The sequence below is a fragment of the Mycobacterium sp. MMS18-G62 genome (assembly GCF_053877835.1).
The window spans coordinates 5,400,159-5,418,854 of sequence record NZ_CM132662.1 but is presented as its reverse complement, the minus strand read 5'-3'; the positions used below and the strand labels follow the sequence as shown (position 1 = coordinate 5,418,854).

Sequence of the window (18,696 nt, the reverse complement as noted above, 5' to 3'; positions counted from 1 at the left end):
TGTGGCAGATGCTCTGGTCCCAATCGAGGGTTGTGGGTCGTCCCCCCGGGCACCACTGGTACGGCCCAACCGGCTCTATTAAGCCAGGATCTGCATAGGCGGTACCTGCGCCCAGGACCAACCCGGCCACCGCGACACCGGCCGAGAGCATCGCCCCAGCGGCGATCGTCTTCATGTTGTAGCTCATGGTTTTCCGTCCTCGCTTGAGGTTTCGTGGTTGTCGCAACCATGCGGCAGACGCCTTGGCGAATTCTTGGAATCCGTGGAGCCCAATCGCAGTTGCAGGCGTCTCACCTATTTCTCGGCCCGCCATCCAAGATCCCCACGGCTTACCGGGCCCGGACTCGTTCGGGTGGCCCGCTGAACTGACGTAACGGTGGGGAGTGAATTGTTCCCCACCTGATTCGGGGCCACGGCCCGCCACACCGGATGCTAGGTGCTGACAACCACCGGCTCACCCGGCGGCGGCAGCTTCGCTATCTCGTACAGCGGGAGCGGTCCGGTAATCCGCAAACAACGCGGCAGCCTGCGCGGCGAACTCTGTCTCGCTGGGGTGTCGGGCGAGGTCAGGACAAGTCGTCAATCAGCCGGATTGGCGGGTTCGAGTCGGCCGGGGGAGTAAGCATCTCCATACATTTCAAAGGCCCGTTTCGAAATCTTTTACGAAATTGTTCGATATAAATTGACGTGTTCAACAATATTCTTGGGTCAACTCCTGGTAATTTGCCGCTCACAGTGCAGCGCACCTAGGGGGGACGACGTTGGTCGCTCGGCATCGCCGCCAGCCCGCAGGGGATTGGGCACAGTGGCTTCGCGTCGGCGCACTGACCGTCGGCCTCGGCGCCGCCGTCACCGCCGGACAGGGCGTCGCCGCCGCGTCACCGACAGACACGACCGATTCCGCACAGTCGACCAACGCCGACGGCTCGGCCACAACCGAGACCGCCGACACCGGGGCCACCACCATGGCGACTGGGACGTCCGGTTCGACGACCTCTTCGACGTCGTCCTCGTCGACGGCCCCCACGTCGACGGTGTCAGCCCAACAGAACACCGGGGACAGCACGACTTCCGCCACCGAGACGGAAAAGAAGTCGGAGCAGCCAGCCGAGGCGAACACCCAAAGTGCAAGAACTGCAACAGGATCCGGCTCGAAAGACACGCCGCCCGAGGTCGAGACGACGGCCAAGTCAGGCGGTTCGCACGAGGCCATCTCATCGGACTCCGAGTCGAAAACGCCGACCAGTCACACCGAGACCGCTGCCGACGTCACTGCGCAGACCGTGTCCGTCCGCTCCGCCGCAACGGCCGCGGTCAGCGCCGCGGCCCCGGCCACCGTTTCTGTGACAGTTCCGTCGACTACCCAGGCCACCGCCCAGCCGGTAGCGAAAACCGTTGCCGCACAGCCAGCTACCGCCGCGCCGGTGACCGTCGGCAGCATGGTCGCCGATGTGTTGACCTGGATGGGGTGGGGCGGCGACCTGGCCAACGGCCTGCGCATCCCCGGCGGCGCCCCGGTTCCTGATCTGATTGCCGGGCTGTGGCTGGCGGTGCGCGAGGCCGCGTACAGGGTGAACAACCAGCGACCGTTCGCACAGCCCACACTGTCAAGCCAGGGGCCCGACGGCGTCTACACCGGCAGCGTCAACGCCACCGACTACGACGACACGAACCTCACCTACGCGGTGTCGCGCGCACCCGAGCACGGCACGCTCGTCGTCGACAAATCTGGATCCTTCACCTACACACCCGATTCCGCGTGGGCGGCAACCGGTGGCACCGACAGCTTCACCATCACCGTCGACGACACCGTCGGCAACCCGCTGCACATCCACGGACTGCTCGGTCTCATCGGCCAAGACGGGCCGACCTCGGCGACGGTCACCGTCACCGTCTCGCCCGCCGCGATAACCGACAAGGCCATCCGCACCACGGCCGAGGCGGCCCAGCTACTCAACGGGCTGGCTCCTCTCCTTGGCGCTGCCGCGGGCTTCGTCAATCCCGACAACATCACGATCCAACACGTCGGCACGACGCCTGGCGACGTCGCTGAGACGATCTATCGTCTACACGAAACTATTGACGGCATAACGGTTTTGGGCAGCGACGTGATCGTAGTGACCGACGCCAAGGGCGCCGTTACCGGTGTTTTCAACAACCACGACGACCGTGTCGCCAGCACCGACTTGACGCCCGATGCACGCCTTGACAACTCGGCCGAGGCGGTCGGGGTGGCAGCGGCGGCCTATCTGGCCTCGACGACCGGGCAGACCGACCGCACGGCCGTCGCGGCGTTCATCGCCGCATCGACGTTCGATCCTGAACTCGTGGTCTACGCGCTCGACTCCAGCGCGGCGCCGAGGCTGGCATGGCGGGTCATCGTCGAACCGACCACCATCTCGCAGTCTCTCGGACTGACCGATCCTGACCCTGGTGCCACCTACTTCATCTACGCCAACGGCGCCGAGGCCGGCAGCGTGATCGTTGACACGCCCAACGTGCAACCGCTGTCGACCACCACAACCGCTCGCGACGTGCTGGGCCAGACCCGACAGATCAACGTCGAGGACACCACCGTGTGGTTCTTCTTCCACACATCCGCGCTCAGCGACACCACCCGAAACCTCGCGACGTACTGGACTTCGTATCAATTCTTCGGATGGGGTCCGCCGGTTCTGCCCGGAAACATCGTCAACCCGGGCTGGTTCGGCTGGGACGCGTCGGCGGTCTCTGCGCAAGCCAACGCGGCCGCGGTCTACGACTACTACAAGAACGTGCTTGGCCTGACGTCCTTCAACGGCATCGGTGCAGCGATCAACGTCAGCATCGAGTACAACCCGCACGCCGCCTGGTGGGACTACTTCAGCGGCTTCAACAACGCGTTCTGGGATCCGACGAAGCAACAATTGGTCTTCGGCAACGGCGGCGACCTCGAGGCCGCGCTCGACGTCGTCGGGCATGAGTACACCCACGCCGTCGTGAGCTATGCCGTCGGCGACGGCGGCTCCGTCCTTGACTACGGGGAATCCGGGGCGCTCAACGAGGCCCTCGCCGACATCCTTGGCAGTCTGGTCGAAGGCAAGTCCGGCACCGGCCGCTGGTTGATCGGCGAGGATTCGCACTTCCCCGGCGGGCCGATACGCAACCTCGCCGATCCGTCGACGATCACGACGTCGTACGGGCCGTATCGCGAGACGTACGCCACCCGCTACACCGGTACCGGAGACGACGGCGGCGAACATGTCAACAGCACGATCTTCAGCCACGCCGCCTACGAGATGATGACCGATGCGGCTACATCTTCGATCTCGCAGCAGACGTGGGCGAGGGTCTTCTACCACGCGCTGTACCGGCTGAGCCCGGGCGCCACGTTCGCCGATGGCCGGGCCGCCGTCCTCGACTCGGCCGACACGTTGGGCTTCACCGCGGCCCAGCTCGATGCGATCAACCGCGCATTCGATGATGTCGGAATCCCTACCGGCATCACGGTCTTGATCTGAAGTCTCTGACTGCGCAACCATTTCTGTTTGCATAGTCAACAGCGCCAATCTATTTGTGCTGATTGCGTTTATCGCCGCGACCCAAAGCCGATAATCGACGAGGCGGCGAACGGTCTGACTGATCAGGGAGCCGCGCTGCGCGTCTCCCACGACTGGCCACGCCTACCGCGGCCCAAGTATCGGATGCGCACACAAGGGGGAACGAGATGTCCGAGCAAGACAACAAAGAAGTCATCAAGAGGGGTTACGAAGCATTCTCCTCCGGCGACCTTGACACGGTGATGGGCCTGTTCGACGACGACATCGAATGGGTGCAACCGGGCAACAGCGCGATCAGCGGCACGTTCCACGGCAAGACCGAGGTCATGGAGCACTTCGGGCGAATGGCCGAGAAGGGTCTGACAGTCAAGCTCAACCAACTCATCGCCGAGGGCGACACGGTTGTCGCGATCACCGAGGTGTCCGCCGGCGGCGAATCGGGCGAGGACGCCGACGTGTTCACCCTTCGCGACGGCAAGACCGTATCTGTACGGATACACGGAGACACAGCGCTGACGGAACGCGTGTTCGGCAAGAAGCAACTCGCGGCCGGCTAGTCAGCCCTTCCCGGTCGGCCCGTCATCGTCCGGTGGCGGGCCGACTGCTTTCGCGCCGTCCGTAAGCTCGGGGCCATGCGCCCTTTCCGGTTGATCGCAGTTCTGCTGACCCTGGGCCTGATTGGGGCTGGCTGCGGATGGAGTCCGCCCAGTCCACCGCCCACCAGTTCGGCTGCCTGCACGCCGGCAGACGGTCCGAGTGCAGACACCGTCGCCGCAGAGATCGCCAAGCTGCCCGCCGCGCAGTGGATGGAGGTGGTCAGCGGACACACCGCCGACTGCAGTCTGCACTGGGTCGTCGTCACCTCGGGCGACGCGTCGGACAGCCCACAGCAGGTGTTGTTCTTCGACCGCAAGTCGCCGATCGGGACAGCGACCCCGAACCCTCGGCCCTACATCACCATCACGGCGATGGGTAATGACACCGCGGCGGTGCAGTACCAATGGCGTCAAGGCCAAGAACCCGCATGCTGCCCGACGGGCATCGCCACGGTCCGCTTCAAGATCGAGGACGGCAAGCTCAAGGCGCTCGACCCGATCCCGAACGGCTAGTCGCGCTTACTCGTCGGGGATGTTCTCCGGATGCAGCATTTCGGCGTAGCGCAGCTGCTCGGGAATGCCGAACCCGTCGACCAGCGTCTCGGCATACGGCCGCAGCGTGCGGCAGCGCTCGTTGATTCCACGCGTGACGGCCTTGGCGCGTTCGGTCGACAGGAATCGATGCTCGATGAACCACGCCTTGTCGTCCTCCATCACCGACAGCGCGTACAGGTCGCACACCATCTCGAGGATCTTGCGCGCCTCGTCGTCCTCGCATGAATCGATACCGGCCACGAACGCTTCCAGGATGACGCGGTCGATGTGCGACTGCGCGGCGTGCAACACATGATCCTGCACAGAGTTGAACGCCTCGAACGCCGACATCTCCTTCGACTTGCCCTGCAGCCGGCGGGCCACGGTGGAAATCATGTACTCCTCGCGGTCCTCGAACATCTTGACTTGAGTACCGCGGTTGAACAGGCTGCCCTCTTCCTCGTTGTCCTGCCGGGTGTCGAGGATCGTCTGCATGATCGCCTCTGCCGCAGTGCGTTTCATCACCCGCGTGCCGGCGAAGTTGGCCGCAAACCGCACCCACTCCACCGGGCTCATGCCCTTGATGTCGTCGGCGTAGGCGGTCAGCAGCTCTTTGGCCACCAGCTGCGTGAGCACGTGGTTGTCGCCCTCGAACGTGGTGAACACGTCGGTGTCGGCACGCAATGCGATCAACCGGTTTTCGGCCAGATAGCCTGCGCCGCCGCATGCTTCGCGGGCTTCTTGGATCGCGCGGGTGGCATGCCACGTGTTGGCGGCCTTCAGCCCGGCGGCACGTGACTCCAGTTCCCGCTGCTCCTCGGGATCGGGGTCTTCGGCCGTCTGCAGGTCGTGGGTCTTGGCCACCAGTTCGTTCTGCGCGAACTGCAGCGCATACGACCGCGCGATCAACGGGAACAACCGTCGCTGATGCACCAGATAGTCCATCAGCAGCACCTCACCGTCGTCATCGGGTGCCTTGAACTGCCTGCGCCCCAATGCATATCGCGTCGCAATGTCCAGCGCTACCCGGCCTGCCGCGCCTGCGCTGCCGCCCACGGTGACCCGGCCACGAATGAGCGTGCCGAGCATTGTGAAGAACCGCCGGTTGGGGTTTTCGATCGGCGAGGAATACGTACCGTCCTCGGCGACGTCGGCGTACTTGTTGAGCAGGTTTTCGCGGGGAACGCGAACGTGGTCGAACTGAATCCGGCCGTTGTCCACGCCGGGCAGCCCGCCCTTGTAGTGGCAGTCCGACGTGGTCACGCCGGGCAGGTCGTTGCCCTCCTCGTCGCGGATCGGCACGACGAAGCAGTGCACACCGTGGCCCACCCCGTCAGGCGTTATCAGCTGGGCGAATACCGCTGCCACAGTGGCAGTTTCGGCGGCACCGCCGATGTAGTCCTTGCGGGCGGTTCGGGTGGGGGAGTCGATGACGAACTCCTGCGTTGCCGGGTCATAGGTCGCGGTCGTTTCGATCGACTGCACGTCACTGCCGTGGCCGGTCTCGGTCATCGCGAAGCAACCGAGCAGATCCAAGCTGATGATCCGACGCACATACGCCTCGTGGTGGCGCTCGGTGCCGAGATTCTCGATCGCGCCGCCGAACAGTCCCCACTGCACACCCGCCTTGACCATCAGCGACAGGTCCGACATCGCGAGCATCTCGATCTGCGCGATCGCGGCGCCGACGTCGCCGTTGCCGCCGTGCTCCTTCTTGAACCCGTCCTCGGCGGCGCCCGCCGCGGCCATGATCTTCAGCTGCTCGGCCACTTTGGTGCGGGCGATGACGGTGTTCGGGGTGTAATGCGGGCGGAAGACCTCGGTGGAGAGTTCTTGGCGCATCCTGTTCTTCACATCGCGCCAACGGCCGTCCAGCGTGTTGCGTAGATGCTCCGCAGTGGTGGTCATACCCGACGGTAGCCCGCGGCGCGCCCGCGCAAACTGTGATCTGGCAAACGTAGCCAATCCTCGCTAGACCAGCCGAAACTCGTAGCGTTGAATCTCGGTATGACCGAGTCAGAGGAGGCGCCGGTATCGCCGACCGGCTTGCCGCATATCCCGGGCCATCGGCACTCCGATGTATCCGGCGGCTGGTTGCGTGCCGCGACGTTCGGCGCGATGGACGGTCTGGTCAGCAACACCGCGCTGATTGCGGGTGTCGCGGCCAGCGCGAACGCCCACACTGTTGTGCTCAGCGGCGTCGCGGGACTGCTGGCCGGCGCGTTCTCGATGGCGCTGGGCGAGTACACGTCGGTCACCACCGCGAACGAGCAGATCGATGCGGAGGTGCGCTTGGAGCGCCGCGCGTTGAGCAAGCAACCCGAGGCGGAGAAGACCGAACTCGTGTGGATGCTCGTGGAGATGGGCATGTCTCCCGAAACTGCGGAGAAGGCTTCCGAGGAAATTCACGAAGACGAAGAGCGGGCGCTCAACGTCCATGTGGCACAGGAACTGGGCGTGAATCCTGAGGAGAAGCCGTCACCATGGGTGGCGGCAGGCTCGTCGTTCGTGATGTTCGCGATCGGCGCAATCATCCCGCTGATCCCGTATCTGATCGGCTGGGAATCGCTGTGGTTCGGGCTGCTCTTCGGCGGAGTTGGCCTGCTCATCGCCGGTGGTGCCTCCGCCCGGTTCACCATCAAGCCGATGTGGTGGGCAGCGTTGCGGCAGTTGGCATTTGGCGCTGTCGCGATCGCGGCCACTTATGCCGTCGGCAGTCTCATCGGCACCGTAACCAGCTAGCTGTCGCTCCCGACGGTGACGGCGGTCGCCTGCTCGGTGAGCTCGTCGAGCTCGGACTCCTCGACATCGATGCCGACCAGATGCCCCCGGGTGGCCAGAAGCACGCCCGCGCCGAGCAGCACGGCCGCCGCGCCGACCCAGAACGGCAGGTGCACGCTCACGTGCTCGCCGAGCACGCCTGCCAGCCACGGCGCCAGCGCCGCGCCCGCGAACCGCACGAAGCTGTAGGCCGCCGAGGCAACACCTCGCTCGACGGGTGCCGCCTTCATCACCGTCTCGGTGATCAATGTGTTGTTGATGCCGATGAAGAGGCCCGCCACGACCACACATGTCGCGAGCACGGCTTTGTGGTCCGTTCCGACGGCCATCACTGCCAGCGTCGCCGTCATCGCCAGCAGGTTGACCAATAGCGTGGGCACGGTGCCGAAGCGGTGCTGCAGCCGCGGCGCGACGACCACCGACGTGAACGCCAGCGCCAGACCCCAGCCGAAGAAGATCAGGCCGATCTGATGCGCGCTCATGTCGAGCGGAAACGGTGTGAACGCCAGCAGCGTGAAGAAGCCAAAGTTGTACAACAGAGCGGTGATTGCGACGCCGAGCAGACCGCGGTGCCGTAACGCGCGGAACGGGTCGGCCAGCGTCGTCGCGCGCTCGGCGCGCGGTGTGGACGGCAGCAGGATCGCGGTGACGACGAGCGCGAATGCCATCAGTGCCGAGACGCCGAAGAACGGGCCGCGCCATGAGATCGAGCCGAGCACGCCGCCGACCAACGGCCCGACGGCGATGCCCAGGCCCAGTGCGGCCTCGTAGAGGATGATCGCCTGGGCCACCGAGCCGCGTGCAGAGCTGACGATGGTGGCCAGTGCGGTCGCGATGAACAGCGCGTTGCCAAGGCCCCACAGTGCCCGCCAGCCAACGATTCCCATCACGGTGTCGGACATGCCGGCGAGGCCGGCGCCCGCGATGATCACCACAAGGCCCAGCAGCAGTGTGCGCTTGGCGCCGATTCGGCTGGCCACCACGCCGGTGATGAGCATGGCGACGCCCATCACCGCCATATAACTGGTGAACAGCAGCGACACCTGGGACGGCGACGCGTTGAGGTTATCGGCGATCGGCTTCAGGATCGGGTCGACGAGGCCGATGCCCATGAACGCGACGACGCACGCAAAGGCAACGGCCCAAACGGCCTTGGGTTGGCGCCACATACGGTGCGGCTACTCCTTTTCGATTATTTGGTGGGGGCGGGGGCGGCCGCATCCTCAAGAAGGCGACGCAGCACGCGCACGGCGTCGCTCAGCGTCTGCCGGTCCGCAGCATCAAGCCGCTCCAGATACGGGTCGATGGCCGCGCCGCGGTCGACACGGACCTGCCTCAAAGTGTCGACGCCCTTCGGGGTGATGCGGATCAGCACTGCCCGCGCATCCTCGGGGTCGATGGTGCGCGACACCAGGCCGGCGTCTTCCAGACGGCGAACCTGAGTCGTCATGGTGGGTTGCGAGCAGTGGTCGAGGGCGGCGAGGTCGGAGATTCGCGCCGCTCCCTGGTCCTCGATCGTGGACAGCAGCCGTGCTTGGGCAAAGCCAAGCGGCATCCGAACCCGTTGAGTGGCCATTCGATTGATGCGGGCCACCACGGAAAGCAGATCTGCACCGAGTGTCGGGGACATGACCCCATAATTACATAGGTTCACTATGCGTATCAAACGACGCGGCGTGTCGCCGGTCACAGCGTGGACAAGTGGGCTCTCAGGTGGCGGCTGGCAGAATCGAGAAATGAGTGTGACCGGGCCGGAGCCGCTTGGCGGGCGACATCCGGTAGGCGCGAGCCGTCGGCTGCAACCGGTCGAACTTGCACAAGCCTCGGTGATGGCCGCCCTTTGCGCGGCAACAGCGATCATCGCCGTCGTCGTCCCGTTCGCGGCGGGGCTGTCGGTGCTGGGCACGGTGCCGATGGGGCTGCTCGCTTACCGCTACCGCCTGCGCGTGTTGATCGCCGCGACGGTTGCAGGCGGCATCATCGCGTTCTTGATCGCCGGCATGGGCGGATTCATGACGGTCGTGAACTGTGCCTACATCGGCGGGCTGACCGGAATCGTCAAGCGGCGCGGACACGGCACCCCGACGGTCTTCGTCAGCGCGCTGGCCGCCGGTGCGGCTTTCGGACTGGTCACGGTTGCGGCCCTGGCCGTTTTCGTTCGGCTGCGCCATCTGCTCTTCGAATCGGTGAGCGCCAACGTCAAGGGCGTGGCCGCGATCATCGCCCGCATTCCGGATATGCAGCCCGTCGCCGACCGGCTCAAGCACGACTTCGCCACCGCGCTGAACTACTGGCCTTATCTGTTCTTCGGCATGTCGGTGGTGTCCATCACCATGGTCAGTCTCATCGGCTGGTGGGCGTTGTCACGTGTCATGTCGCGGCTGCTCGGCATCCCCGACGTGCACAAGCTCGAATTGTCGACCGACACCGAGCCGATCGGGCCAGTGCCTGCCCTGCTGGACGAGGTCCGCTTCCGCTACCCGAAAGCCGACCGCGACGCGCTCGGCCCGGTGTCGTTGCGCATCCAGCCCGGCGAGCACCTCGCGGTGACCGGCGCCAACGGCTCCGGCAAGACCACGCTGATGTTGATGTTGGCGGGCCGCGAACCCAGCTCGGGCACCATCGAACGGCCCGGTGCCGTCGGGCTCGGCCGCCTCGGTGGCACGGCGGTGATCATGCAGCACCCTGAGAGCCAGGTGCTTGGCACGCGGGTCGCCGACGACGTCGTATGGGGGCTGCCGCCAGGTACGACGACCGATGTGCACCAGCTGCTCACCGAGGTCGGTCTGGACGGGTTGGCCGAACGTGACACCGGCGCACTGTCCGGCGGCGAGTTGCAACGGCTCGCGGTGGCAGCGGCGTTGGCGCGAGAGCCGTCGCTGCTCATCGCCGACGAGGTCACCAGCATGGTCGATCAGGACGGACGTGACGCGCTGATGTCGGTGCTGTCAGGTCTGACTCAGCACCACCAAATGTCATTGGTGCACATCACCCACTACAACACCGAGGCCGACGCCGCCGATCACACCATCAACCTGACGGGCAATGGCGGTGCCGCCGACAACACCGAGATGGTGGAGACCGCTTCGGCGCCGTCCGCCACGGTTGCACCCGGGCACACCGCCGAGAAGCCGGTGCTCGAACTGGACCGTGTCAGCCACGAATATGGCAGCGGAACGCCCTGGGCGAAAACAGCTTTGCGCGACATCACCTTCAGCGTGCACGAGGGCGACGGCGTGTTGATCCACGGCCTGAACGGATCGGGCAAGTCGACGCTGGCGTGGATCATGGCGGGCCTCACGGTCCCGACGGCCGGTGAGTGCTTGCTCGACGGCACGCCTGTGTCTGATCAAGTTGGCGGAGTGGCTATTTCGTTTCAAGCCGCACGGCTGCAGCTGATGCGAAGTCACGTTGACCGGGAAATCGCTTCGGCAGCAGGGTTTTCGCCTCGCGAGCATGGCCGGGTGGTCGCGGCATTGGCGACCGTCGGCCTCGATCCCGGCCTGGCGAAGCGGCGCATCGATCAGCTCAGCGGAGGGCAGATGCGCCGCGTGGTGCTGGCCGGGCTGCTCGCGCGCTCGCCGCGTGCGCTCATTCTCGACGAGCCGCTTGCGGGTCTGGACGCGTCGAGCCAGCGGGGCCTCCTGCGATTGCTGGAAGACCTGCGCCGCCGCGCCGGACTGACCATCGTCGTGATCTCCCATGACTTTTCGGGACTCGAAGATGTATGCCCGCGCACCCTGAATCTGCACGACGGCATGCTTGAACCGGCGCCGACGACCGCGGGAGGGATGTCGTGACCGCGCCGGCGACCCAACGGCAGCGCAAGCCGGTCGTGCTGCTGCGGCCGGTGCCTGGCAACAGTGTGGTTCACGAGTTGTGGGCCGGAACGAAACTCATCGTGGTGGCGGGTATCGGCGTGTTGCTGACCTACTACCCGGGCTGGATCCCGATCGGCTTTGTGGCTGCGCTGGTGTTGGTCACCGCACGACTGGCCCGGATACCGCGCGGCGTGCTGCCGTCGGTGCCGCGCTGGCTGTGGTTCCTGATGATCCTCGGGGGGGTCACAGCGACGTTCGCGGGAGGCAGTCCCGTCATCGACATCGGCTCGGTCGAAGTTGGACTGGGCGGACTGTTGTACTTCCTGCGCATCACGGTGTTGTCGATCGTCTTGCTCGGGCTCGGCGCGATGGTGTCGTGGACCACCAACGTCGCCGAAATCGCCCCGGCGGTAGCGACATTGGGACGACCGCTGCGGCTGTTACGGATACCCGTCGACGACTGGGCGGTGACTCTGGCTTTGGCGCTGCGTGCATTCCCGATGCTGATCGACGAGTTCCGAGTGCTCTATGCGGCCCGCAGGCTTCGCCCCAAACAGGTGCCCGCTACCAGAAGGGCGCGTCGGCGCAGGTGGGCGATCGAGCTCATAGACCTGCTTGCGGCGGCCATCACGGTGGCGCTTCGGCGGGCCGATGAAATGGGCGATGCGATCACGGCCCGCGGCGGTGCCGGCCAGATCTCGGCGGCGCCGTCTCGGCCCAAACGCATTGACTGGCTGGCGCTTTCGATCGTCGTGGTGGTGTGCGCAGCGGCTTTGGCGCTGGAATTGACTCTGCTGGGAACCAGTTAGTCGAGGAGATTGCGCCCACCTAGCAAGCGACAACACGCCGAAGGTGGCAAGCAGCGTTACGTTGCCGCTCGCTAGGCGGGCATTCCCCCTCCCAAGTCGTACGAGCTCACATGAGTTTTCTTGCCTCACGAACCCGATGTCGGTATTCCTACTCGTAATTATCGATAGCGTCAATAGCAAATTTTGTCAGCACAAATGCCTGCTGGCGTGCGCTGCGGATTTCCGGCCCGCCGTTACGGTGGTGACGTGACAGCGCACCGCCGAGTCGATGCCGATTTCCTTGAGCTGCCGCGCCATCAGCTGGCCGACGCGGCGTTGGCCGCCGCAGTCGGCGCCGGGGCTAGCTACGCCGATCTGCGCATCCACGCCATCACGACGGAGATCGTGCAGCTGCGCGACGGCGAACTGGAGACCGCCGTCGTCAACCGCGAGATCGGGCTCGCGGTGCGGGTGATCGTCGACGGCACGTGGGGCTTCGCTTCGCACGCAGAGCTGGATACGGGTGTAGCGGCCGACACTGCTCGCCGGGCCGTGGCTGTCGCCACGACGCTGGCGCCGCTGAATGCCGAACGCATCGAGCTGGCCGCCGAGCCCGTCTACTCCGATGTCAGCTGGGTCTCCGACTACCGGGTCGACCCGTTCGGGGTGCCGCAGGCCGACAAGATCGCGATTCTCCAGGAGTACTCAGGACGGCTGTTGGCCGCCGACGGCGTGGACCACGTTTCGACCGCCCTGCACGCGGCGAAAGAGCAGACGTTTTACGCCGACACTTTCGGATCGACGATCACCCAGCAGCGGGTGCGAATCCAACCGACTTTGGAGGCCGTGACGGTCGACGCCGCGGCGGGAACCTTCGAGTCGATGCGCACGCTGGCACCGCCGACCGCGCGGGGCTGGGAGTACGCCGCGGGCGACGACGTATGGAACTGGACCGACGAGCTGGCGCAACTGCCGTCGCTGCTCGCCGAAAAAGCCAAGGCGCCTTCGGTGGAGGCCGGCCCGACGGACCTGGTGATCGACCCGTCCAATCTGTGGCTGACGATTCACGAATCGATCGGCCACGCCACCGAGTACGACCGTGCGATCGGCTATGAGGCCGCCTACGCGGGCACATCGTTCGCGACGCCGGACAAGCTGGGAACCATGCGTTACGGCTCGCCGATGATGAACGTGACGGCGGACCGGACTGTCGAATATGGTTTGGCGACTGTGGGTTTCGATGACGAGGGCGTCCGGGCGCAAAGCTGGGATCTAGTGCGCGACGGCCTCTTCGTCGGCTATCAGCTGGACCGGGTGTTCGCGCCGCGGCTGGGGGTAGCCCGGTCTAACGGCTGCTCGTATGCCGACTCGGCGCATCATGTGCCGATTCAGCGGATGGCCAACGTCTCGCTGCAGCCCGGAGTCGATGACCTCAGCACCGAGGATCTAATCGCCCGCGTCGAGGACGGTCTGTATGTGGTTGGCGACAAATCGTGGTCAATCGACATGCAGCGCTACAACTTCCAGTTCACCGGGCAGCGGTTCTTCCGGATTCGCGACGGCCGGCTGGACGGCCAGGTGCGAGATGTCGCGTACCAGGCCACGACGACGGACTTCTGGGGCTCGCTGGAAGCCGTTGGTGGGCCGTCGACCTGGCGGCTCGGTGGCGCCTTCAACTGCGGCAAGGCCCAGCCCGGCCAGGTCGCCGCGGTGAGCCACGGCTGCCCGTCGGCGCTGTTCCGCGGTGTCAATGTGCTCAACACGCGCACCGAGGCGGGGCGGTAATCGGTGATAGGCGCACAGCAGGTTGTTGATATCGCGCTGGCCGAGGCCGGCAGGTTGGGCAGGGCCGACGAGACGATTGTGTTGGTCACCGATCGCTCCGACGCGGCGCTGCGATGGGCGGGAAATTCGATGACTACCAACGGTGAGTCGGTGAGTCGGCACACCACGGTGATTTCGATTGTGCGACAGGGGTCTACAGCGCGCGTTGGTTCGGTGCGGTCCAGCGATGTGAATCCGTCTGTCGTCGTCGATCTGGTGGCCGCGTCGCAGGAAGCGGCGGTGTCCGCGCCCGAAGCGCGCGACGGCGCGCCGCCGCTGCCGGCCACCGATGCGCCTGCCGACTGGGATGCGCCGGTGGCCGTGACGGGGGCTGAGGTGTTTTCCGGACTGGCGGGCCCTCTGGCGCAGGGCTTTCGCGGCGCGGATCGGCTGTACGGCTACGCCAGGCACATCGTGGAGACGACGTTTCTGGCGACGTCTGGTGGATTGCGGCGGCGATACACGCAGCCGACAGGCTCGGTGGAGATCAACGCCAAGAGCGACGGCGCAAGCGCGTGGGCGGGAGTCAGCACGCCGGATTTCGTTGATGTGCCGATCGATTCGCTGCTTTCCGAGCTCTCGACGCGGCTGGGCTGGGCGCAGCGGACCGTCGAGCTGCCGGCGGGTCGGTACGAGACGATCATGCCGCCGTCGACGGTGGCGGACATGATGATCTATCTGGCCTGGATGATGGATGGCCGCGGGGCGCAGGAGGGGCGCACCGCGTTGTCGGCTCCCGGTGGCGGCACGCGGGTGGGGGAGAAGCTGACGCATCTGCCGTTGACGCTGTACTCGGATCCGTTGGCTGATGGGCTGGCGTGCACGCCGTTCGTCGCGGCGCCCACGTCGTCGGAGCGGGTGTCGGTGTTCGACAACGGCATGGACATCGGGCGGGTGGACTGGATCCGCGACGGCGTGATCAACGCGTTGGCGTATCCGCGGGCGGCGGCCGCTGAGTTCGATGCGCCGGTGGCGGTGCCGGCGGACAACCTGTTGATGACGGGCGGCTCGGCGGGGCTGGAGGACATGATCGCGCGGACCGAGCGGGGTCTGCTGCTGACGACGCTGTGGTACATCCGGACGGTTGATCCGGCGGTGCTGCTGCTGACGGGGCTGACTCGGGACGGGGTGTATCTGGTCGAGGATGGCGAGGTCACCGCGGCGGTCAACAACTTCCGGTTCAACGAAAGCCCGCTGGATCTGCTGCGGCGGGCGACGGAGGCGGGCGTCAGCGAGATGACGCTGCCGCGCGAATGGGGCGACTGGGCGACGCGGGCGGCGATGCCGTCACTGCGGATCCCCGACTTTCACATGTCGTCGGTCAGCCAGGCGCAATAATCCATGGATGGCCGACTCAGGAATGCCCGGACGAATTGCTGACCTTGTCGCGTTGTCGTCGGGGGATGTGCGGCTTGACGCGCTGATCCGGCTGACGTGCGGAAGGGCGTTGGCATTACGGCCGTTGCCGGTTGAGGTTGACCTGCTCGACGGAACTTCCGGGGACGAGGCGGTGGTGGCGGCGTTCGCCGAACAGTTCGCGGTCGACGTGACGGGTATTGGAAACCATCAACGGAAGCAATTTGTTGCGACGTTGGGCGACAGAGCTTTTCGCGTCGTCGTCGCGATCTTCATCGCGGACTTCGTGCCGAGGGTGTGGGCGGGTCTCGATGCGTTGGGCCTGGGGAAACCGGGCAGCGGTAAGCCGATCGAGTGGGACCACGACAAGGATCCGGCGGAGGCGCTCCTCAATGGTTTCGCGCCGGCGGTGGCGCGGCTGCGAGAGCTGGACGCGGTGACGACGGAGGTGGTGCGTCTACGCGGGGCAGCGCAGCACAACTGCCGACTGTGTAAGTCGTTGCGGGAAGGGAATGCGCTCGATGCCGGGGGATCGGAAGACCTGTACGGCGAGATCGAGAGGTACGAGAGGTCGGATCGGTTGTCGGGTCGGCACAAGGCGGCGTTGCGGTATGTGGACGCGCTGATTTGGACGCCGTCGAGGATCGGTTCGGAGGTGGCCGCCGCGGTGCGGGAGCACTTCACCGAGGCTGAGGCGTTCGAGCTGACGTTGGACGTGATGCGTAACGCGAGCAACAAGATCGCGGTGTCGCTGGGTGCGGATGCGCCGCGGGTGGCGGAGGGCACAGAGCGGTATCTGATCGACGAGCAGGGGCAGACCGTCTTCGCGAGCTAGTCGCGCCGTCACGGGCCAGTGGCAGCGGGAGGTGCTTATTTGCCCGCCCAGCGAGCGACAATGTCGCTCGCTGGGCGGGGACAATCGCGTATGGCAACATGGTGCAGCGCCGATCACGCCTGGGGCGGTAGCTCAGTTGGTTAGAGCCGCGGACTCATAATCCGTTGGTCGCGGGTTCGAGCCCCGCCCGCCCCACGTCAGACCTGTATTACCTCGGTTGATGCTGGACGTTTCGTCTTCGGTTGATGCCTGACGGTGTTTCGGCTGATGCTTGACAGTTGCTTCGGTTGATCCTTGACACTCCCGGAATGAGGGAGTTGAGCGTGGCCGAGCAGCGGTATCAGGCCGTGTTGGCGGTGATCAGTGACGGATTGTCGATTTCGCAGGTCGCATCGAAGGTAGGGGTGTCGCGCCAGACGCTGCACTCCTGGTTGGCCCGCTATGAGGCCGAGGGTCTGCAGGGGCTGATCGATCGGTCGCATCGACCGGGGTCATGTCCGCATCAAATGCCCGCCCAGGTGGAGGCGGCGCTGTTGGAGCTGCGGCGTTCGCGGCCGTATTGGGGGCCGCGGCGGTTGGTGTTCGAACTGTCTAGGCGCGGTGTTAGGCCGGTGCCCTCGGAGTCGGCGGCCTATCGGGCGTTGGTGCGTGCGCAGATGATCGATCCGCATCTGCGTGATCGGCGCTCGCGCAAGTGGAAACGCTGGGAACGCGGCGCGCCGATGGAGTTGTGGCAGATGGATGTGGTCGGCGGGTTTGCGCTGGCCGATGGCACCAGCGCCAAAGCCCTCACCGGCATCGATGACCACTCCCGGCTGTGCGTGTGCGCGAAGTTGATGGCTCGTGAGCGCACTCGCGCGGTCTGCGATGGGTTGCGCGCAGCGCTGGGTACCTATGGTGCGCCGGTGCAGATCCTGACCGATAACGGCAAGGTGTTCACCGGCCGGTTCAATCATCCGCCGGTCGAGGTGCTCTTCGAGGCGATCTGCCGCGAACACGGCATCGACCATCTGTTGACCCAGCCCCGCAGTCCGACCACGACCGGCAAGATTGAGCGGTTTCACCGCAGCCTGCGCGCGGAATTCCTCAGCGACAGAGAGCCTTTCGCGAACTTGAAGGTGGCCCAGCAAGCCTTGGATGAGTGGGTGATCTTTTACAACACCACCCGCCCGCACCAGGCTCTGCAGATGGCGACTCCGAACTCGCGGTTCACCTTTGAGACCGTCGCTGCGGATCCGGCGGTCGCGCTGCCGGCCGAGCAGGGACTCAGCGCTGAGCGCACCGGTTCGGACTGGGTGAGTCGGCGGGTCACCAGCAATGGGGTGGTGAGCGTGTCCTGGCAGCAGGTCAGCCTGGGCCGCCACTACGCCGGTTCGCGCTGCGACGTCCACGTCGACGGTGCACTGCTGCGCTTCTACATCGGCGACGTATTGGTCAAGACCGCCGCCCGCAACAGCAACGGCGAGGTAAGAAACAAACGGGCCCTACGCACCCGCACCGGACCCTAAACACAACAACGAGTGTCAAGGATCAACCGCAGTAGATCCGTCAAGAATCAACCGAAGCTCAACAGCCCCACGTCAGACCCTATCTTCAAGATCGATCTTGTTTAGTCGACGCCTTACTTCGCGGACTGAATACCCTCGTCCGCGACCCGTTATCACTCGGCCGATCGGTCCCGTCAGTGGAAAGCTGTGGGCGATTCGGCCGTCGTAGATGGTGCGAGCGTCGCAGAAGGCCCGGACGTCGTGGGAGGTTGGATCCCCAAGATCTCGGCGACGACGAAGCTCGCCGCCTGGTCGGTGTAGATGGGCACGTAGCCCTCGGTGTGCCCGCTCCATTCGTTGCCGGGGCCCGCGTGACAGATCGGGTCGCTGGGGTTGCACAGATCCATCGCCCTGGAACCGAACAGCGGACTCTGGGTGGTTATCGGTGCACCGTTGCGGTCGGCCACATTGCCGAAGGTGACGACTGCCGCGACGTTGTTGGCGTATTGGGCGGGCAGCGTAGTGCCCCTGAGGAGGCCCCCCACCGAATCTCCGGTGACGATATCGATCACCGACGCGCCCTGCGAATAGCCGCCCAAGACCAGCGGCGTATTCGGGCATTTGTCGGCCATGGCTTTGATGTGCGACACGGCGTCCTTGGAGCCGGCATCGGTATGCAACTGGAGAAGGCTTGCCTTGTAGTCCACCGCATACGCACCGATGTTCATGCCTGTCTGCTGGCGCAGCGAGTCAACGAGGGCCTGGCCGACGCGCCCGAGGCCGGCCGGTTCGTCGGTGCCGCGGGCGAACGTCACCTCGACGTCCGGGCAGTCGTCGGAGCTGGCTGAGGGCACGCCGCGCGAGAGGACGCTTGGCGCGATCAGCAGAACGCCGGCGGCCAGCACCGCGGCGGCGCCCAGGCCGGCGCGTCGCAAGCCGCGTGACCAGGAATGACGCAACCCACAACGCGTCAGTTGGTGGTTGCTCATGCGGCCAGATATTACCGAGAAACCGCGGGCAGATTCACATCTGCGGGTCGTCCGCCGCTAACTGACCGGACAATCGGGACAATCCGCAGTTGGTTGCGACGATTGCGTGAAGCTGCTCGTAGCACAGCGAGCTGACTTGCAGTTCT

Annotated in this window: 14 protein-coding genes and 1 tRNA gene; 11 read left to right on the top strand and 4 right to left on the bottom strand. The window is 65.5% G+C overall.

The window, feature by feature from the left end; all coding sequences use genetic code 11:
* Positions 1-761: 761 nt before the first annotated feature.
* From ACWW36_RS26975 to ACWW36_RS26965, 3 genes are all read left to right on the top strand, one after another.
* On the top strand, positions 762-3,500 hold the full coding sequence (locus ACWW36_RS26975) for a M4 family metallopeptidase (protein ID WP_456138992.1): 2,739 nt from the start codon (positions 762-764) through the stop codon (positions 3,498-3,500).
* 206 nt (positions 3,501-3,706) lie between these two features.
* Entirely contained in the window at positions 3,707-4,096 is a 390-nt protein-coding gene (locus ACWW36_RS26970; RefSeq protein ID WP_456138991.1) for a nuclear transport factor 2 family protein, read from the top strand.
* A gap of 75 nt (positions 4,097-4,171) precedes the next feature.
* A complete protein-coding gene (locus ACWW36_RS26965; RefSeq protein ID WP_456138990.1) occupies positions 4,172-4,648 on the top strand; it encodes an LppP/LprE family lipoprotein in 477 nt (158 codons plus the stop codon).
* A gap of 6 nt (positions 4,649-4,654) precedes the next feature.
* Here ACWW36_RS26965 and ACWW36_RS26960 read toward each other — a convergent pair whose 3' ends face one another.
* Complete coding sequence (locus ACWW36_RS26960; RefSeq protein WP_456138989.1) at positions 4,655-6,577, bottom strand: acyl-CoA dehydrogenase family protein; 1,923 nt, start codon at positions 6,575-6,577, stop codon at positions 4,655-4,657.
* A gap of 99 nt (positions 6,578-6,676) precedes the next feature.
* Here ACWW36_RS26960 and ACWW36_RS26955 point away from each other — a divergent pair, with 99 nt between their 5' ends.
* Positions 6,677-7,411 (top strand): VIT1/CCC1 transporter family protein, encoded by a 735-nt coding sequence (locus tag ACWW36_RS26955; protein ID WP_456138988.1) that lies wholly within the window; start codon positions 6,677-6,679, stop codon positions 7,409-7,411.
* Here ACWW36_RS26955 and ACWW36_RS26950 read toward each other — a convergent pair.
* Both ACWW36_RS26950 and ACWW36_RS26945 read right to left on the bottom strand, forming a co-directional pair.
* Positions 7,408-8,619 (bottom strand): MFS transporter, encoded by a 1,212-nt coding sequence (locus ACWW36_RS26950; RefSeq protein ID WP_456138987.1) that lies wholly within the window; start codon positions 8,617-8,619, stop codon positions 7,408-7,410. The genes ACWW36_RS26955 and ACWW36_RS26950 overlap by 4 nt on opposite strands.
* Before the next feature lie 23 nt (positions 8,620-8,642).
* Entirely contained in the window at positions 8,643-9,080 is a 438-nt protein-coding gene (locus ACWW36_RS26945) for a MarR family winged helix-turn-helix transcriptional regulator (RefSeq protein ID WP_456138986.1), read from the bottom strand.
* Positions 9,081-9,186: 106 nt separating this feature from the next.
* On the opposite strand from ACWW36_RS26945, the gene ACWW36_RS26940 reads away from it, so the two are divergent.
* The 7 genes from ACWW36_RS26940 to ACWW36_RS26910 all read left to right on the top strand — a co-directional run bounded on the left by ACWW36_RS26940 (position 9,187) and on the right by ACWW36_RS26910 (position 17,582).
* Positions 9,187-11,250, top strand: coding sequence for an ABC transporter ATP-binding protein (locus ACWW36_RS26940; protein ID WP_456138985.1), 2,064 nt, complete (start codon positions 9,187-9,189; stop codon positions 11,248-11,250).
* Complete coding sequence (locus tag ACWW36_RS26935; protein ID WP_456138984.1) at positions 11,247-12,080, top strand: CbiQ family ECF transporter T component; 834 nt, start codon at positions 11,247-11,249, stop codon at positions 12,078-12,080. The genes ACWW36_RS26940 and ACWW36_RS26935 overlap by 4 nt, the downstream gene beginning before the upstream one ends.
* A gap of 246 nt (positions 12,081-12,326) precedes the next feature.
* On the top strand, positions 12,327-13,844 hold the full coding sequence (locus tag ACWW36_RS26930) for a TldD/PmbA family protein (RefSeq protein ID WP_456138983.1): 1,518 nt from the start codon (positions 12,327-12,329) through the stop codon (positions 13,842-13,844).
* Positions 13,845-13,847: 3 nt separating this feature from the next.
* Entirely contained in the window at positions 13,848-15,221 is a 1,374-nt protein-coding gene (locus ACWW36_RS26925; RefSeq protein ID WP_456138982.1) for a metallopeptidase TldD-related protein, read from the top strand.
* 7 nt (positions 15,222-15,228) lie between these two features.
* Complete coding sequence (locus tag ACWW36_RS26920; protein ID WP_456138981.1) at positions 15,229-16,074, top strand: carboxymuconolactone decarboxylase family protein; 846 nt, start codon at positions 15,229-15,231, stop codon at positions 16,072-16,074.
* Positions 16,075-16,195: 121 nt separating this feature from the next.
* A tRNA-Ile gene (locus tag ACWW36_RS26915) sits at positions 16,196-16,269 on the top strand.
* 113 nt (positions 16,270-16,382) lie between these two features.
* Positions 16,383-17,582 (top strand): IS481 family transposase, encoded by a 1,200-nt coding sequence (locus tag ACWW36_RS26910; protein ID WP_456138980.1) that lies wholly within the window; start codon positions 16,383-16,385, stop codon positions 17,580-17,582.
* Between the two features lie 173 nt (positions 17,583-17,755).
* On the opposite strand, the gene ACWW36_RS26905 is transcribed toward ACWW36_RS26910, so the two are convergent.
* Positions 17,756-18,550, bottom strand: coding sequence for a cutinase family protein (locus tag ACWW36_RS26905; RefSeq protein ID WP_456138979.1), 795 nt, complete (start codon positions 18,548-18,550; stop codon positions 17,756-17,758).
* Between the last annotated feature and the right edge of the window lie 146 nt (positions 18,551-18,696).

Bases quoted from the DNA above. Each gene is read 5' to 3' on its own strand.
- ACWW36_RS26970 (WP_456138991.1), top strand. From the start codon at position 3,707: ATGTCCGAGCAAGACAACAAAGAAGTCATCAAGAGGGGTTACGAAGCA.
- ACWW36_RS26965 (WP_456138990.1), top strand. From the start codon at position 4,172: ATGCGCCCTTTCCGGTTGATCGCAGTTCTGCTGACCCTGGGCCTGATT.
- ACWW36_RS26960 (WP_456138989.1), bottom strand. From the start codon at position 6,577: ATGACCACCACTGCGGAGCATCTACGCAACACGCTGGACGGCCGTTGG.
- ACWW36_RS26955 (WP_456138988.1), top strand. From the start codon at position 6,677: ATGACCGAGTCAGAGGAGGCGCCGGTATCGCCGACCGGCTTGCCGCAT.
- ACWW36_RS26950 (WP_456138987.1), bottom strand. From the start codon at position 8,619: ATGTGGCGCCAACCCAAGGCCGTTTGGGCCGTTGCCTTTGCGTGCGTC.
- ACWW36_RS26945 (WP_456138986.1), bottom strand. From the start codon at position 9,080: ATGTCCCCGACACTCGGTGCAGATCTGCTTTCCGTGGTGGCCCGCATC.
- ACWW36_RS26940 (WP_456138985.1), top strand. From the start codon at position 9,187: ATGAGTGTGACCGGGCCGGAGCCGCTTGGCGGGCGACATCCGGTAGGC.
- ACWW36_RS26920 (WP_456138981.1), top strand. From the start codon at position 15,229: ATGGCCGACTCAGGAATGCCCGGACGAATTGCTGACCTTGTCGCGTTG.
- ACWW36_RS26910 (WP_456138980.1), top strand. From the start codon at position 16,383: ATGAGGGAGTTGAGCGTGGCCGAGCAGCGGTATCAGGCCGTGTTGGCG.
- ACWW36_RS26905 (WP_456138979.1), bottom strand. From the start codon at position 18,550: ATGAGCAACCACCAACTGACGCGTTGTGGGTTGCGTCATTCCTGGTCA.